Genomic DNA, 15768 nt, shown 5'->3' with positions numbered 1-15768 from the left:
GACGGGCGACCGGGGTCAGGCGGCTCGGCGGCGACGGCGGGCGCTGAGCAGGAGGGCGAGCGCGCCCCCGACCAGCAGGCTTGCGCCGGTGACGAACATCGGGGCCAGCCGCGGTCCGGTGACCGGCAGGGTTCCGCTCTGGACTCCGGACTCTACGGCGTGTTTGCCCTGCTCCGGAGCCACCGCGGCGGCCTCCAGCACGCCGATGCCGAGGTCGGCGACCATTGCCGACGACGCGTACCCGGCTTGGCCCCGGCCCTGCTCGGACGGCGCGACCACCGACACCTTGATCGCGGTGGCCCGGGCCGCCAGCGCGTGCCCCTTGGACGCCTGCCGGACCTCGCCGAGCGACACCCGTACGACCGCCTGCCCGTCGGCCGGGACGCTCTCCAGCACCGGAGATCCACCACCGCTTCCACCCGACGGTGCGGGCAGGCCGGGAATCGACGGCAGGGGCGATCCCGACGACGGCAGGACCTGAACCGTGGCCGCCTCGGTCACCCGTCCAACGCTACCCACCGTGACGTCGACGTGGTCACTTCCGGTGCTCAACCTCGTACGGGAAATGCCCGGGCCGGACACCTCGACCAGCGCGGGTTGATAGCGGACCTGGCCCCCGGTGGTGGCCGACATGCTGACCCGAAGGGTCGGCGCCCGCAGCACCCGGACCTGCACCTTTCCGCCGGCGAGCTCGATCCGCCCGGCGCTCACGGTCGCCGATGCCACGGCGAGCGCACCGTTTCCGTGCCCGTTGACCGCGGTGCTGCTGAGGCTCGACAGCTTCTCGGGTACGCGAATCAGGTCACCGTGCAGCGTCATCCGATCGAGCCGCGTCGCGGAGCGTGAGATCTCGCCGTCGACCGCCGCGCAGCCCATGGCCGGGTTCCAGCGTGCGTGCGCGGACATCGCCCCGGCGCCGACCTGGATCGGCCCGAACCGCTTGGAGCCGGTGTGCTGCTCGATCGGCTCGGTGTGCGACGGCGGCGCCTGCTGCAGTACCTGCTCGGCCGCGGGCGCCCCGGCGACCCGCCCGTCCAGCAGCATTCCCGCGGCGGCCGACTTGATCGGCGCGTCGGCGATCATGACGCTGCGCGCGTCCCCGACGCCGACCCCGCTGATCCCCTGCGCCCCGTCGTCGCCCGAGGTCGTCCCGCCCTTCTTCGAGGCCGAGCCACCCCCGCCCGTGGCGTTGTCATCGCTGCCCGCGGCGTTATCGGTCGCGCCGGGCCGGCCGAGCTCGGTCCGATCGTCGTCGCCCGCCCGCAGAACGGTCACCGGTCCGCCGACCCGGTACGCGGCCGGAACGATACCGCCGAGAAGATCACCGATCCCGCCGAGCAGTCCCTTCGGTTTCGAGCCCGACTCCGGCGCTGTCGCCCCACCGGAAGGCGACTTCGAACCACCGGTGGACGATGTCGAACCATCGGAGGGTGGCTTTGAACCGTGGGAGGAAGAGCCGGGAATCTCCTGGCCGCTGGCTCGACCACCGGCCGCCCGCCCGTCGCCGGCCGGATCGGCGTCCGAGGTCGACCCCGTCCCTCCGTACCCATCGGATTTGCCAGAATTTTTTTCCGAGTCGGCCCCGGCTGCGATCCCACCCACAGCCGGAGCCGACCCGCTCCCACCCACATCAATGTCTGATTCGTCGGTCTCGGCCGAGGGCATGGTCGGCGTCGAGTTCCCGGCCGCACCTCCGGCCGGATCGGTGGCCACGACCGACGGACGCTCACCGCTGTCCCGCTTGGTGACCCCGGCCCCGTGCTCCCGCTTCTCCCCGCCCCGAAGATCCAACCGCTCGATCCGCAGGAACTCGGCCTCGGCCTGGGCCGCATACCGTTCAGCCCGTTCGCACGGCGCGGGCGCACCCTGGGCCGGCGCCGCGATCGGCGTTGTGGCGTGGGCCGGAAGCGAGACGCTGAGCGTGCTCGCAAACCCGAGCGCGGCGACGCCGGCGGCCAGCGACCTAGCGGGTGTCATGGCGGTTCCTTTCGACGCGGGCCGCCGCGGAGGGCGTCTACGGGACTGGCCAACGAAGGTCGATTGGGCCGGTTGCGCGGCATCTATGCGACAACCCTCGCGGGTAGTTCAAAACCGGCATTTGGTACGGAGGAATCACAGTCCTCCCCAACACCGCCGCCCCGCTCGGTCGTCAGGACGGACCGTGGAGTCGTAGGGTTGATCGCATGGGAATGCTGTGCGCGGTCAGCTTCAACCGGTACGGCCGTCTCTACTACCTCGACCCGGGTGAGTTCACCCCGTCCGTCGGCGACCGCGTGCTGGTCCCGACCGACGACGGCCCCGAGGTGGCGGAGTGCGTCTGGGCGCCGCAATGGGTCAGTGAGGACACCGACGGCTTCCCCAAGATCGTCGGCCTCGCCGTCGACGACGACCTGCGCCGGGACGAGACGCTCCGCAAACGCAAGGCCGAGGCCAAGGTCGCCGCCAAGAAACTGATCAAGGCCCATGAGCTGCCGATGAAGGTCGTCGCCGTGGACCACGTGCTGGACACGACCGGCGGCAACGGCGACCGCACGACGATCTATTTCACCGCCCCGCACCGCGTCGACTTCCGCTCGCTGGTTCGCGACCTGGGCGCCACCCTGCACTGCCGGGTCGAGCTGCGCCAGCTGTCCGCCCGTGACTCGGCCCGAGTCCAGGGCGGCATCGGCTCCTGCGGCCGCGACCTGTGCTGCGCCACGTTCCTGACCGATTTCGAGCCGGTCACCATCCGCATGGCCAAGGACCAGGACCTCCCCCTGAACCCGCTACGGATCTCCGGCGCCTGCGGCCGCCTGATGTGCTGCCTGAAGTATGAGCACCCGCTCTACCAGCAGTTCCAGGCCACCGCCCCGGCCATCGGCAGCCGAGTCACCACCCCCGAGGGCGACGGGCGGGTGGTCGCCCACAGCGTCCCGAAGGACTCGGTCGTGGTCCGCCTCGACGCCGACGGCTCCCGCTGCTCCTGCTCCCGCGCCTCGGTCTGCGCCCCGCGCCAGGCCCACGACGCCCAATACAACCCGCCGGCCTAGCTCAGGCGACCCCTTCGGCCGCGAGCCGCCCATCGACGTAGGCGTAGACGGGCTGCGGCCGAAACCCGGCGAAGAGCCGAGCCCGATGCTTCTCGATCCTCACGGCATACCGCTCCTCGGCGCCGACGACGAAGTCGTACCGCTTGACCAGGCTGACCGACTGGAGCCGGACGGTCCGGACGGCGTTCACCCCGTCCACCTTGATCGACAGCCCGCCCCAGACCTTGCTGAAGAAGAACTCGACCGTGTGCCGCTCCTGAACACCGACATCGAAGGTCATTCGCACGGAGGTAACTTTACGCATCGCCGATGATCAATCGACTCGGCCGGGCTCGGGCCGCAGCGCTACCGCTCAGAAGCGGGGCACCGGCAGGTCGGTGATGATGATCGGGGGTTCGATCCGGTGAGGGGTCAGCGGCTCCTCCGGCCGCAGCCATGGGGTGTGCGGTTCGCCGTCCGGATCGGCCGACCAGCGGTGGCAGATGCGGTCGACGCCGATCGGGTGGATGGTCAGGGTGCCGTCGGCGGCGATGTGGAGGCGGAGGAAGCTTTTCGCGTGTTCGATGCCCTGGCCGGCGAACAGTTCGTTGACGTTGACGTCGAAGAAGCCGGCCACCAGCAGGTACAACGCGACCAACTGGGTGGCCAGCACGGCGATCACCGGGCCGTAGAGGATGGCCGCGACGACGAACGGGCCGGGCCACGCCCATTCCTGGAACGGCAGGCGTAGCCACACCCAGGTGCCGCCGGCGGCGAGGGCGATCTGGGCCAGGCCGTGGCTGACGCCGAGGATCCAGTGCCGGGCGTGTTTCGCCGAGGCGGCGCCCGGTGGCCGGGCGAACAGGATCGTGCCGAGCAGGATCAGGGTGAGCATGAGCAGCAGCGGAATGCTGAACAGGCGTTGGATGCTGCCGCCCTGCCGGGCCGCGCCGGCCATCGGGAGCATGGTCAGGGTGTGGATGATGCCGAGCATGGTGGCGAACCCGGTGTTGCGTCGCGGCACCCGGTGGAAGACTCCCCAGCCCAGCTTGCGTGAGGTCGGAGCGTCGGGGAAACGGGCGGCCAGCTGGTATTCGCGGCTGAGGCTGCGACTGCGGGTCAGCGTTTCGCGCGGCGGGACGGTGAGTGTGTCCGGCAGGTTCTGCGTGCCGAGCAGGTAGGCCCCGCCGCCCCCGCAGGTGATCAGTTCGCGTTCCTCGCTGGTGTAGCGCGCGTAGTGGTGCAGGTCGCCGGAGACGAGCACCCGGATCTGCGCCTGGGTGGGGGCCAGGATCGTACGGATGAAGTAGTCGACGGAGTCGTAGATCTCCGGGTCGTCTTTGGCCTTCACCCAGGTCGGCGACGGTGTCATCAGGATGATGCGATCGTCCGGCCCGATCTGGCGGGCGGCCTTCTCGAAGTAGAGCAGCTGCGGGTCGTCGATGTACGCCCCGAACTGCTCGTCCACCGCGAACAGCCACCAGTTGTTGGGCAGTTTCACCGCGAAGTACGACCGTTGCTGTTCCGTGCGCCAGCCACCGATGTGCCCGTCCTTGCGGCGCGCGAACAGGCGCAGGAACGCGGTCAGGCCGTCATACCAGTCATGGTTGCCGGGCAGCGCGAAGAGTGTGGGCCGCGGCTCGCCGGCCGGTGCCTCGGGCAGCGCCGCCCGGTAGGGCCCTTTCATCCGGCTCTCGTAGCCGTCGCCGCTGGCCAGCGGATAGACCTGGTCGCCGCCCATGAGCAGCAGCCGCCCGCGGGGCAGGGTCGTGCCGTCCACGGTCAGCGACGGCTGGGCCAGCAGCCAGGCGATCGAATACGTCGCGTCGAAGCCGTCGCCCAGGTCGGCCACGTAGTCCAGCCAGATCTCGCCGTCGGCTGTCCGCGAATGGTCGAAGTGGTCGTCGTCCAGCGCGTTCTGCAGCTCGCGCTTGTCCATGTACGCCCCGAAGAGGATGGCGAGGAGCGCGCGCAGACCGGTACTGAGCAGCAGGAGCGGCGCCAGCCACCCGATCGGCTTGCGCCGGGTGAAGCCGAGCTCCTGCGGATCGAGGCTGATCGGGCGGGTCGGCACGGTGTGTTCCGCCCCGGAGAACGGTGGTGGGGGAATGACAGGCTTCGACTGATCGTCCGTCACAAAAGGCACAGTAGTGCCGAGGTCTGACATCGGCACCCCCGCGCGGTGCGGCCTGTGGAACGCCTGATGCGAACCCCGGCGAGCCGCGCCGGAAGAGTGTCGTACACTTAGACCTCGTTGCCGCCTTAGCTCAGTCGGCTAGAGCGACGCACTCGTAATGCGTAGGTCGACGGTTCGATTCCGTCAGGCGGCTCCACGGATGCCCAGGTCAGCGACCTGGGCATCTTTCGTTGCAGGACGCCGCGCCGCGTAGTGACTCGGCGGTTTCGATCGTGGCGCGGGCGACGTTGAGGGCGTTCAGCCCGGCCACGGTCAGCGCCACGTGGTGCCGGCTGCGTTCGAAGAGCGGGTGTCCCAGTTCGCGTTCCAGGGCTTGGACGGTGCGGGAGACCGCGGACTGGGCGATCCGGAGGCGGTCGGCGGCGCGGGAGAAGCTGCGCTCCTCGGCGACCGCGACGAATGTGTGCAGGTGACGTAATTCCACGTCAGGACGCCTTCTGCCGATTGCGGTAGGCGCGCATCGACGCCTGTGACGAGCAGGCCGGGCTGCAGTGCAGCGCCGACGTGTTGCGGGTCTTGTCGAAGAACCCGCGGTGGCATCCCTCGTTCTTGCACACTTTCACCCGACCCCAGATTTCCCGGTACGACAGGTCGGCGACCGCCGCGAGCACCCGCGCGAACAGGCCGAACGCGCCGTCGTGGACCGGCTCGAAGGTGCAGGTGTCGACGCCGATGACCGGGACGAGCGGGTACCGCACCGCGACCTGGCGCAGGTGGGCCTCGGCGGCGGGCACGTCGCCCGGGTCGAGCGTGCACCCGGAGTGCGCGCGCAGGAGCGTGACCAGGCTGGCCCGTAGTTCCGTGGCGGCGGCGACATCCGAGCCGGCCGGGAAGGCCGGCGGCTCGTTGACGAACGACACGATCAGGTCGCTCGCCGCGCAGTAATCCTCCATGTGCCGAGCATAGACCAGACGCCCCTAACCAGGATGCCGAGAAAGCATAACCACGTTGCCTGCTATCCCCGTACGGTCGTTGCAGATCCCCACCGCAAGGAGAAACCGATGTCCACCGTTCTGATCGTTCTCTCCGGCGCCCGTACCTGGACTCAGCAGGACGGCACCCAGCGCCCGACCGGTTTCTGGGCCGAGGAGTTCACGACGCCGTACCGGATCCTCACCGAGGCGGGGGCGCGGATCACGATCGCGACTCCGGGCGGGCGGGTCCCGGTCGCGGACGTCATCAGCGTCGATGACGTTCAGACGTCGTACCTCAAGGAAATTGATCTGGAAAAGGTCGCCCGGCTCGAGGATGTCGACCCGCGGGACTTCGACGCCGTGCTGATTCCGGGCGGGCACGGGCCGATGCAGGATCTCGCGGTCGATCCGGACATGGCCCGGATCCTGGAGGCGATGCTGCCCGACGAGTCGAAGACGGTCGCCGCGCTCTGCCACGGCATCGCCGCGTTCCTGCCGGCCGGTGCCCCGGACGGCGGCTGGCTGTTCCGCGGGCGCCGGATGACCGCGTTCTCGGACGCCGAGGAGGAGCAGGTCGGCCTGGCCGCGAACGCGCCCTGGCTGCTGGAGTCCCGGGTGCGCGCGGCCGGCGCGGTCTACGAGGCCGGCCCGGCGTTCGGGTCCTACGCCGTGGTCGACGGCAACCTGATCACCGGCCAGAATCCGCAGTCGGCCGCGGCGGCGGCCGAGGCCCTGTTGAAGGCCCTCGCGACGGCGTGATCCGGACCGGCGGCCCGGGTGGCCAAAGTGCCCGGGCCGCCGCATCCGGCACGTGTCTAGACTTCAGTCCGTGCTGGGGGAACCGGAGTGGGACGTCGCGGTGATCGGGGCGGGTCCCGCCGGGCTGGCGGCCGCGCAGGCCGCCGCGTCCGAGGGCGCGCGGGTCGTGGTGCTGGAGCGGGCCGAGCACCCGCGGTACAAGACGTGCGGCGGTGGTCTGCTCGGCAGTTCGCTGCGGTTGAGCACGGAACGCCTGGCCACGGTGCCGGTGCGGGACACCATCACCAGCCTGACCTTCACCCTGGCCGGGGGCCGCGAGTTCACCCGCACCGCCTCCGAGCCGCTGGTGTCGCTGGTCCGGCGGGACGAGTTCGATCTGGCCTGGTGCGAGGCGGCCGAGAAGGCGGGTGCCGTCGTCCGGTCGAACTCGCAGGTCCGCGCCCTGTCGCAGGATGCCGACGGGGTCACCGTGACGCTGGCCGACGGCTCGGCGGTGACCGCGCGGGTGGCGATCGGGGCCGACGGCTCGGCCGGCATCACCAGCCGCCACGTCGGTGTCGTCTTCGAGCAGCAGGACCTCGGCCTGGAGGTCGAGCTGGCGGCCACGGCGGAGGACCGGGAACGCTGGCGCGGTCGCGTGCTCCTGGACTGGGGGCCGTTCCCGGGGTCGTACGGCTGGGTCTTCCCGAAGGAGGACGAGCTCACCGTCGGCGTGATCATGGAGAAGGGTCACGGCGCCGACACCAAGCGCTACCTGCGTGATTTCGTCGAGCAGCTGGGCCTGAGCGACCGGACGGTGCTGCGCGACTCGGGGCATCTGACCCGCTGCCGCGCCGAGACGTCCCCGGTGCGGGCCGGGCGGATCCTGGTCGCCGGCGACGCCGCGGGCCTGCTCGAACCGTGGACCCGGGAGGGCATCAGCTATGCGATCCGGTCCGGGTTGTGGGCGGGCGAGGTCGCGGCCAAAAATCAAGACCTTTCCGCGTACGACCTGAAGGTCACCACCGAGCTCCAACCGGAGATGGTTGCCGGTCGTCGGCTGCTCGGCGTGTTCGCCCGGCACCCGTCGATCGTGCACACCGCGATGTCCAGCTCGCTGGGCTGGCGCGCGTTCAGCGGTTTCTGCCGGGGCGACTTCTCGATGGCCGGCGCTCTGGGCCGCCCGACCGTGCGGACCGCGTTGCGCCTGCTGGGCAGCCGGCCGGTACAGGTCCAGCCGGCTGCCGTCTGACGGTCAAGAGCCGGGGTCCGGGGCTCAGGGACTCAGGGACTCAGGGACTCAGGGACGAACTTGCCAGGGGCCCCACTGCACCGGCGCGGCGAAACCGCCCCGCCGTGCCTCTCGCGCTCCGGCCGGGGAGAGGGGCCCCTCCCGGTCGGCCAGCACGTCGGCGCCGATCAGCCGGGCCTTGAACCAGGATCCGCTCAGGCCGCGGCGGACCCGTTCCCACAATCCGCCCTCGACCAGGGCGTACGAGTGGGAGCGCAGTTGTTCGGTGAGTTGGCGGGGGTTCTCACCGCAGGTGTCGCACCCGCACAGCGGCAGGGTCTCCGTCCACCACCGGCCGAAGTGCAGGTGCAGGCCGGTGTCGGTGAACCGGACGCCCAGCGGCGCGGCCGCGGGGGTGCGGGGGATGAGCCGGACGGTCCGCGCGAGCGCCTCGTCGAGCCCGGGCGGCTCTTTGCTCTCCCGGCGCTCCACTTGATAGCGCTCGGTGAGCTCGTCCAGCAGGGTGTCGGCCGCTTCGTGCAGCACGGTGAAGCGGTCCGGATCGGTGGCGTGCTGGTTGCCCTCCACCAGAGCAGTATGCCGCGCTCGGCCCGCGACGTTCATGCGCTCCGGTGGTGACGGATTCACGCCTTGCTGAATTCGTCGGACTTGACTCCGGCGATGAACGCCGCCCAGGCCTCCTGGTCGAAGTCCAGCGGCCCGGTCGCGGGGCTCTTGGAGTCCCGCATCAGGAACCGCTCGCCGTTCCGCGCAACCTCGACGCAGGCTCCGCTGGAGCAGCGTTTACTCCGTCGCCAGTTCGATTCACCGGTCGTTTTGATCATGTCTGTGCACCTCCGTGACGGTTCGGATACCACGTTAAGTGATGGATCCGGATACGGAAGGTCACTGGCATGAATGAAAACAAAAGTACGCCGCTTATCTCACGAATTGTGAGTTATGCGGCGTTGATTAGAATGGAAATATGTAAATCGCGAGTATTTTGACGGGCCCGCTCCCGGCTGGAACGGGCCGCCCTAAAGCCTTCAGAAACGGAACTCGCCCGCGGTCACGCCCTCGACGAACGCATCCCATTCGGCCTTCGTGAAGGTCAGGGCGGCGGCTTCGGGGTTCTTCGAATCGCGGATCATGTAGTTGTCGTCGATCTTCGCGACCTCGACGCAGGTCGACGTGCCGCAGCGGCTGCTCTTCCGCCATGCGGGCGCGTTCATGTTCTCCATCTGGGGACTCTCCACGGTTTTCTCGCCGCACCCGACATTGGGCCCGACATCAATGATTGTCTATGGACCTGGTCGTCGGTGGTGGTTCCGTGTTCCCAGGGCCGCCGATTGCTGCCGGATAAGGGGATCGTGTCTACTCTGTCCGGAATCGGCACTACCGTGACCGGGCCTCCCGCTGTGCGCGAAGCGGCCGGGACTGGCATTTCGGGAGACCGTCGTGTCGAGATCGAACGGGACGGTCCAGGTGTCAGTGACCGGAGCGGTGACCGACGACGTGCCCCGGGAATGGGTGAACCCAGCCCGCTGCCGCGTTGCGCGGAGCACGAGCCGTGCGGCGCATCGACGCGCGCCGCGGGGTGAGTCACCCTCAGCCATGGGACCTTCATCGTTGAAGTGGTCGAACCGAGCCTGCGGTGGAACCTAGTCACTTTGCTACCTCGCTGAATGCCAGTTGGCACTCAGCGAGGTCGCGGACATCCTAGTACTGTCCTATCAGAACGAGACGTGGCGGGTGGGGTTTTGGTTCGATTCCCCGGTGTCACCCATTAGGAAAATGCCATTCGGCCTGGTCAGGCGGCAGCCAGCCCGTACCCCCAAGGAGTACGGCGACCGTCCTCCATGGCACGCCGCAGAGCGCGACCGACCTGATTGAAGACCCTCACGTCACTTGAGGAGTAGAGCACCACAGCGGTGCCGTGATACTGCGCGTGGAGTTCCCAGCGCCGTGGCTCGCGCCAGAAGTAAGCCAGGAGCGGACCGGCGATCGCCAGCGCGATGATCACGTAGAGTGTCGGGTTCGCCAGCAGGGTCCAGCCGGCCGCGACGGACAGCAGCACGCCGGCCGCGAGATGGGGAGCGTAGGGGCGGGTTCGCGCCGGCGTCTGCACCAGCCCGACCTGCCGGAGCTCGGAGACGGCGAAGCTCAGGGGCTCGGGTGAAGTGCGCCAGGTGAACAGCGCATTGGTGACTTCAGCGTCCGACCCGAGGTAGTAGGTGCGTGTGCCGCGTGTGCTCATGGCGCACTCCTTCTCGCGTTACCTTGCGAGGAGGAGAAGACCGGGACCACCATTGGCTCGAGAGACCAACCCCGCCTCGCTCATACAGCACTGGAACGGTCGCGATGGGAACGTCGGACAGTGCGAAGTGCTGGAGAGAGCGGACAACGGCACCCGTTTGCCGCCGGGTGCCGTTGTTGTGTCTCTCCCTCCAACTCCGCCCTTGTTGCTCTACGCTCAGTGAAGCACGCCACGTATCGCTCCGCCACAGGGCTAACTGCCATGTTGCAGATTACGGAGAACCCGGTGACGGACCGAGCGTGTGGCGCTCGGCACGCACGATGGCGTTTCATCGCCACAGGTACCGGGCAAGCCAACCGAGGAAGCCGCGACAAACCTGTATTTCCGCAGGTAGGAAGGGCGAATCCGGATGGAGAGCCGATTGAGTGTCGCGGGGCAGACGGTGCAACCCGTACTGGTCATGTTCCCGCTGGGCCTGTTCGCCATGGCCGTTTTGTTCGATCTCGCCGATTTGCTCGGTGGTCCTAACATCCTTGGCGCACTGGCCTACTGGAACATCGCCGCCGGGCTCGTCGTCGGCGTGCTGTCCGCGGTGGCGGGCGCGGTCGACGTGATGTTCCTGCGCCGTCCACAGGCCCGCCGGCTGGGCGCGCTCCGCACCCTGATCAACATCGGTGTGCTCGTCGCCTTCGCGGTGATCCTGATGGTCCGGGTCCGCGCCGCGGATCGGGTCGCCGGGGTCGGGCTGTTCCTGATCGAGGTGCTTGCGCTCAGCCTGGCCGTCTTCGGCGCCTGGTTCGCCGGTCAGCTGGCCAACGGCAACACCCCGGCGTTCGCCCGCGCGGCCGCCGGTGCCCGCGAGTTCTGACCCCGGGACGGGTTACTGAGGACCCTCCAGCGAGAGGATCTGGTGGTCGATGAAGGCGAGTGTGGTCGCCTCATCGGCCACGTCCTCCCACACCTTGTCGTACCGCGTCCGGTGCTTGGCGGTGCTGTCCTTGTCCTCAAGCATCTCGTCGCCCAGCCCGGTCTCCCGGTAGAGCACCTCGCCCTCGCCGAGCGTCAGGATGTCGAAGCTGGCGTTGTTGGTGACCGGGGCGTCCAGCCGGAACGGGACCATCCGCATGGTGATGATCTCGGCGGCCATCAGCCGGCGCAGCTCACGCAGCTGCGCGGCAAAGATCGTGTCGCCGCCGATGGTGCGGCACAGCACCGACTCGTCGAGCATCACCAGGATGCGGACCTGACCGGCCTCGGCCCGGGCCAGCAGTGCCTCGCGACGCAGCTTGCGGGCTTCGATGCGACGGCTGATCTGATCGGCGGTCAGCTCGTCCTCGAACCGGGTCATCAGCGCTTTCGCATAGTCCGGGGTCTGCAGCGGGCCGGGGACGTAGTAGACCGCGTAGGACTTGATCTGCGAGGCCTCGTGCTCATACTCCACCAGCTTGCGGGTGGCGTCGGTCAGGTTCTCCCGGAACTCGGGGGTCTGGAACCAGACCTGGCGCTGGCGGGTGCGGGCGATGCGGGCGTCGGCCACCATCGCGGCGACGATCGGCTTGTCGCGGACGCCGAGGTAGGTCAGCAGCGGCTTCAGATCATTCGGTGAGATCGACACATCACCGTTCTCGATCCGGATCACCTTGCTGAGCGACCACTCCATCTCCTCGGCGACCTGATTCTGGGTCAGATCGGCCTTCTCACGCGCCTCTCGGAGCGCGAGCCGGACGCGCCGGCGTGCGACGGTGGGTGAATCGCCCTCAGGCATGAGTCCTTCAACATGAGCTTGTCGGTTCCTCGGCGAGCGGATGCCCGCGAGGGGTCAACCCCTATTACTGTCCTATCAGAACAGCTGGCGCAAGCGCACGGTAGTGACAACCGCACGCGGGGTGCGGTTTGCATCGCCTGGCCGGGACTGAACCCCAGAAAAGGAACAGGCACCCGGTTGCCGCCGGGTGCCGAACTGCTCCACGCTACGCATCCGCCCGCGTAGCTCCTTGAATCAAGTCAAGCACGCCATCCGGCTGTTCGCCAGCAGACATAGTGCCATGCTGCAGGTTGCCTGTCGGCAGATCTCCGGTCGATGCCGCCACTGTGCCACAAATCCTGACAAAAGCGGCGACCGCTGACGAGTGACTGTCCTGTGGCCAGGCAACTTTCAGGGTGCTCGGCCCGAGATCACGCACCGGGCGATAGGCGATCGTCGGTCGCTGATGCCGACGAGCCACCGAGACCGGCGTGAACAACACCATGCTGCCGATTTCGATCAGGTTGAAGATCTGGGCCAGGTCGAGCTGCCGGGCCGGGACGACCTCACCGCTGTCGGCGCGATCGGCCGGGGCGCCGCTCGGCTGGGTGCGACCGGCGAGGTCGGCCAGGCACAACTCGGTGTGGGCGGCGAGCGGGTCGCCGGCCGGCAATGCGACCACCCGCGGCTCGGTCAGCAGCGACTCGGTGTCCAGACCGCGCTCGTCGAACGGGCCCGGCATCAGCCCCACGTCGGCCCGGCCGTCGCGCAGCGCCGCCACCTGATCGCCGCGCCCGCCGAGCAGCACCTCGACCGGGATCGCGGCCGGATCGCGGCGGAACTCGTCGAGGATCCGGGGCAGCATGCCGGCGTCGTAGTCGGCCTTCAGGGCCACGCGCAGCACGGGCTGGGGGCGTCCGGCGTTCTGGGCCCGGCGAACGGCGGCCTCGACCGCGTCGAGCACGACACGGGCGTCCCGCAGCAGGGACTCGCCGGCCGGGGTGAGCGTGACCTGGCGGGTGGTGCGTTCCAGCAGGGTCACGCCCAGGCGGCGCTCCAGCTCCTTGATCGCCCGGGAGAGCGGGGGCTGGGCCATGCGCAGGTTCACGGCGGCGCGGCCGAAGTTCAGCTCCTCGGCGACGGCGACGAAGTAGCGGAGCTGGCGTACCTCCAGGTCTACGTCACTCATACCGCCACGGTATCAATTGCGCCCGGATCGGTCCTTCACGGTGAGGGCGTCCGGGGATTGACTGGTCTCGGGAAATCTCCCGTACCGGAAAATTGGGGTAAATCGAAATGATCGTTGTCACCGCACCCACCAGCAGCATCGGATCGCAGCTGCTCGACCACCTGATCGACGGTGGAGCCGAGGTACGCGTGATCGCCCGTGATCCGAGCCGGATCCGGCCCGAGGTGCGCGAGCGCGTCGAGATCGTGCCCGGCTCGCACGGGGACGCCGACGTCGTGGACGCCGCGTTCGACGGTGCCGAGGCGGTCTTCTGGCTGGCCCCGCCGAACGATCAGGCCGAGAGCCTGCGCAGCGTCTACCTGGACTTCCTGGAGCCGGCCCTCGCGGCCTGGAGCAAGCGGGGCGTGGCCCGCGTGGTCGGGATTTCCGCGCTCGGCCGGGGCACACCGATGGCCGCGCACGCCGGGCACGTCACCTGGTCGCTGGAGATGGACGACCGGATCGCGGCCAGCGGTGTCGCCTACCGGGCGCTGACCATGCCGTCCTTCATGGACAACCTGCTCAACCAGGCCGGGGCGCTGCGGAACGGGATGTTCTTCTCGTCGATTCCGGGCGAGAAGAAGCTGCCGACCTGCGCCACCCGGGACATCGCCGCGGTGGCCGCGCGGGAACTGCTCGCCGGAGGCTGGACCGGCTTCGAGGAGGTGCCCGTCCTCGGGCCGGAAGACCTGTCGAACGACGACCAGGCGCGCATCCTCACCGAGGTGCTCGGGCGGCCGATCCGGTTCCAGCACGTGCCGGTCGACGCGTTTCGCGACAACCTGATCGCCAACGCCGGGATGTCGGCGGCGGTCGCCCAGGGCATGGCCGACATGATGACCGCCAAGGCGGCCGGGCTGGACAACGCCGAGCCGCGGACGCCGCGGAACACGACACCGACGACGTTCCGGGCGTGGTGCGAGGAAGTGCTGGTCCCGGCGCTGGCTTAGGAACACGGAAAGGCGCCGGGTCCGCTGTGGACCCGGCGCCTTGATTGCTTACGGTACGGCGATCAGCGGTGCCACGTGCGGGTGCTGGTCGCGATCGAGTTGCCCGCTCGGTCGTACGCGCGCAATTGGATCTTGAATTTCTTGCCGTACTTCGCGCTGTTGATCGAGAAGGCGTAGGCCGACCGGTAGTCGGTGGCGATGCGCTTGCCGTTGATCCAGAGCTCGACCCGGGCGACGCCGTTCCGGTCGGTCGCCTTGGCGCCGACCTTCACCGTGCCCTTGACCTTGGCGCCGTTCTTCGGACCGGAAGTGATCGCCAGCGTCGGGCGGGTGTTGTCGACCAGGACCGTCTGGTAGACGTAGCGGCCCTGGCTCAGGTAGTCCTCGACCCACCACTTCAGGGTGTGCACGCCGTCCTTGCCCAGCGTGAACATGCCGACGTAGGGCGAGGTGGAGTCGGAGACGCTCCAGCCGTTGTACGGAATCGCGTTCAGCACGCCCGAGACGTCCTGCAGGCTCAGCGTGGCCGTGACGTTGCTGCCACGGACGAGCGTGCCGTCGGCCGGGGTCGCCGAGGTGATCGCCGGAGCGTCGGCGTCGACCGTGACCTGGAACGGCGTGGTCGACTCGTGGCCGTTGAGGTCCCGGGCCTTGACGACCACGTCGAGAACGCGGCTGGTCGTGCCGAAGTCGTAGGGGACCTTCTCGGTGTTACCGACCGGCGTCCCGTTCACCCACCACTCGACGCGGTCCACGCCGGAAACGTCGTGGATCCAGGCGCTGAGGAACCCTTGGCCGGCGCGAACGATCCTCGGCCGGTTGTCGACGGCCGGGCCCTGGTTGTCGATCGTGAAGTAGTTGGTCGTCACCGTGACGTTGCCGGCCTTGTCGATCACTTTGAACGTTGCCCAGCTGTCAACCGGCCACCCATTGGTGTCCCAGGTCAGCTGCCAAGGCGCCGCGGTCGCTCGGTCGATCTCGGCGCCGGCCCGGGAGATGACCACGGCCGCGACGTCGTCGGACAGGCCGCTGGCGGTGATCGTGGTGATGTCGTGCACGATCCCGCCGCCCGGCGAGAACCTGCCCGACGGCAGGACGAAGTCGGTGTGCACCCGAGTGGTCAGGTCGGTGTGCACGTCCGTCGCGGTGAAGAACTGGACCGTGACGTCGGCATCGGTGTCGTCGGCCACCCCGGTGAAGTTCGCCAGGACGCCGGTTGCGCGTGCCGTGGCGGCGCTGGTGACAAAGGGGTTGGCGCCGTTGACCAGCGTCCGGATGCCTTTGACCTCGTCGCCGAAGACCGGCTTGAAATAGACACCGCGGCCCAGGACCTGCCTCTCGGTGAGCCCGGTGGCGTTGGTGACCGGTTCGGTGTCGCCGGCCAGCGCCGGCGTGCCTCCGAGAAGAAGCAAGGAACCAGAAAGCGCCGCGATCGCGGCCGCGCGAAGCGTCTTCAACGCCGCATCCCCCATTGTTGATCAAGCGGCGCCAGGCTACGTCG

Annotated in this window: 17 protein-coding genes and 1 tRNA gene; 6 read left to right on the top strand and 12 right to left on the bottom strand. The window is 68.9% G+C overall.

Features of this window, described 5'->3' with window-relative positions:
- Nucleotides 1-15: 15 nt before the first annotated feature.
- Nucleotides 16-1977 carry a hypothetical protein gene (locus tag ACSHV8_RS39675; RefSeq protein WP_436524578.1) on the bottom strand — a complete coding sequence of 654 codons (1962 nt, stop codon included), beginning with the start codon at nucleotides 1975-1977 and terminating at the stop codon, nucleotides 16-18.
- 206 nt (nucleotides 1978-2183) lie between these two features.
- Between ACSHV8_RS39675 and ACSHV8_RS39670 the strand changes: the two genes are divergently transcribed.
- The gene (locus ACSHV8_RS39670; RefSeq protein ID WP_436524576.1) at nucleotides 2184-3029 is read left to right on the top strand and encodes a PSP1 domain-containing protein; all 846 of its coding nucleotides are present in this window, start codon (nucleotides 2184-2186) and stop codon (nucleotides 3027-3029) included.
- A 1-nt stretch (nucleotide 3030) separates the two neighbouring features.
- On the opposite strand, the gene ACSHV8_RS39665 is transcribed toward ACSHV8_RS39670, so the two are convergent.
- Together ACSHV8_RS39665 and ACSHV8_RS39660 are read right to left on the bottom strand one after the other, a co-directional pair.
- Complete coding sequence (locus ACSHV8_RS39665) at nucleotides 3031-3315, bottom strand: hypothetical protein (RefSeq protein ID WP_436524574.1); 285 nt, start codon at nucleotides 3313-3315, stop codon at nucleotides 3031-3033.
- A gap of 66 nt (nucleotides 3316-3381) precedes the next feature.
- Nucleotides 3382-5175: a metallophosphoesterase gene (locus tag ACSHV8_RS39660; RefSeq protein WP_436524572.1), complete on the bottom strand. Its 1794-nt coding sequence runs from the start codon at nucleotides 5173-5175 to the stop codon at nucleotides 3382-3384.
- Between the two features lie 89 nt (nucleotides 5176-5264).
- On the opposite strand from ACSHV8_RS39660, the gene ACSHV8_RS39655 reads away from it, so the two are divergent.
- Nucleotides 5265-5341 (top strand) — tRNA-Thr (locus ACSHV8_RS39655).
- Nucleotides 5342-5353: 12 nt separating this feature from the next.
- Here the strand turns inward: ACSHV8_RS39655 and ACSHV8_RS39650 are convergent.
- Entirely contained in the window at nucleotides 5354-5629 is a 276-nt protein-coding gene (locus ACSHV8_RS39650) for a LysR family transcriptional regulator (RefSeq protein ID WP_436524570.1), read from the bottom strand.
- A gap of 1 nt (nucleotide 5630) precedes the next feature.
- On the bottom strand, nucleotides 5631-6098 hold the full coding sequence (locus ACSHV8_RS39645; protein ID WP_436524568.1) for a CGNR zinc finger domain-containing protein: 468 nt from the start codon (nucleotides 6096-6098) through the stop codon (nucleotides 5631-5633).
- A 108-nt stretch (nucleotides 6099-6206) separates the two neighbouring features.
- Here ACSHV8_RS39645 and ACSHV8_RS39640 point away from each other — a divergent pair, with 108 nt between their 5' ends.
- Both ACSHV8_RS39640 and ACSHV8_RS39635 read left to right on the top strand, forming a co-directional pair.
- On the top strand, nucleotides 6207-6878 hold the full coding sequence (locus ACSHV8_RS39640) for a type 1 glutamine amidotransferase domain-containing protein (protein WP_436524566.1): 672 nt from the start codon (nucleotides 6207-6209) through the stop codon (nucleotides 6876-6878).
- Between the two features lie 70 nt (nucleotides 6879-6948).
- Complete coding sequence (locus ACSHV8_RS39635) at nucleotides 6949-8109, top strand: geranylgeranyl reductase family protein (protein WP_436524564.1); 1161 nt, start codon at nucleotides 6949-6951, stop codon at nucleotides 8107-8109.
- 48 nt (nucleotides 8110-8157) lie between these two features.
- Here the strand turns inward: ACSHV8_RS39635 and ACSHV8_RS39630 are convergent, their stop codons facing one another.
- From ACSHV8_RS39630 to ACSHV8_RS39615, 4 genes are all read right to left on the bottom strand, one after another.
- Nucleotides 8158-8676, bottom strand: coding sequence for a DUF6226 family protein (locus ACSHV8_RS39630; protein WP_436524562.1), 519 nt, complete (start codon nucleotides 8674-8676; stop codon nucleotides 8158-8160).
- 56 nt (nucleotides 8677-8732) lie between these two features.
- Entirely contained in the window at nucleotides 8733-8933 is a 201-nt protein-coding gene (locus ACSHV8_RS39625; RefSeq protein WP_436524560.1) for a DUF397 domain-containing protein, read from the bottom strand.
- 201 nt (nucleotides 8934-9134) lie between these two features.
- On the bottom strand, nucleotides 9135-9329 hold the full coding sequence (locus ACSHV8_RS39620; protein WP_436524558.1) for a DUF397 domain-containing protein: 195 nt from the start codon (nucleotides 9327-9329) through the stop codon (nucleotides 9135-9137).
- 569 nt (nucleotides 9330-9898) lie between these two features.
- Nucleotides 9899-10345 (bottom strand): DUF6232 family protein, encoded by a 447-nt coding sequence (locus ACSHV8_RS39615; RefSeq protein WP_436524556.1) that lies wholly within the window; start codon nucleotides 10343-10345, stop codon nucleotides 9899-9901.
- Nucleotides 10346-10754: 409 nt separating this feature from the next.
- On the opposite strand from ACSHV8_RS39615, the gene ACSHV8_RS39610 reads away from it, so the two are divergent.
- Nucleotides 10755-11213: a DUF2231 domain-containing protein gene (locus ACSHV8_RS39610; protein WP_436524554.1), complete on the top strand. Its 459-nt coding sequence runs from the start codon at nucleotides 10755-10757 to the stop codon at nucleotides 11211-11213.
- 12 nt (nucleotides 11214-11225) lie between these two features.
- Here the strand turns inward: ACSHV8_RS39610 and ACSHV8_RS39605 are convergent, their stop codons facing one another.
- Both ACSHV8_RS39605 and ACSHV8_RS39600 read right to left on the bottom strand, forming a co-directional pair.
- Nucleotides 11226-12110 (bottom strand): helix-turn-helix domain-containing protein, encoded by an 885-nt coding sequence (locus ACSHV8_RS39605; protein WP_436524552.1) that lies wholly within the window; start codon nucleotides 12108-12110, stop codon nucleotides 11226-11228.
- A gap of 205 nt (nucleotides 12111-12315) precedes the next feature.
- Nucleotides 12316-13278, bottom strand: a complete 963-nt coding sequence (locus tag ACSHV8_RS39600; protein WP_436524550.1) for a LysR family transcriptional regulator — start codon at nucleotides 13276-13278, stop codon at nucleotides 12316-12318.
- A 107-nt stretch (nucleotides 13279-13385) separates the two neighbouring features.
- Between ACSHV8_RS39600 and ACSHV8_RS39595 the strand changes: the two genes are divergently transcribed.
- Nucleotides 13386-14267: an NAD(P)H-binding protein gene (locus ACSHV8_RS39595; RefSeq protein WP_436524548.1), complete on the top strand. Its 882-nt coding sequence runs from the start codon at nucleotides 13386-13388 to the stop codon at nucleotides 14265-14267.
- 62 nt (nucleotides 14268-14329) lie between these two features.
- Here ACSHV8_RS39595 and ACSHV8_RS39590 read toward each other — a convergent pair whose 3' ends face one another.
- Nucleotides 14330-15679, bottom strand: a complete 1350-nt coding sequence (locus tag ACSHV8_RS39590) for an Ig-like domain-containing protein (protein ID WP_436524546.1) — start codon at nucleotides 15677-15679, stop codon at nucleotides 14330-14332.
- Between the last annotated feature and the right edge of the window lie 89 nt (nucleotides 15680-15768).

The sequence above is a fragment of the Actinoplanes sp. HUAS TT8 genome, from assembly GCF_051380535.1.
Lineage (GTDB): Bacteria > Actinomycetota > Actinomycetes > Mycobacteriales > Micromonosporaceae > Actinoplanes.
The sequence above is the reverse complement of the archived record's forward strand: the minus strand, read 5'-3'. Positions and strand labels throughout refer to the sequence as shown.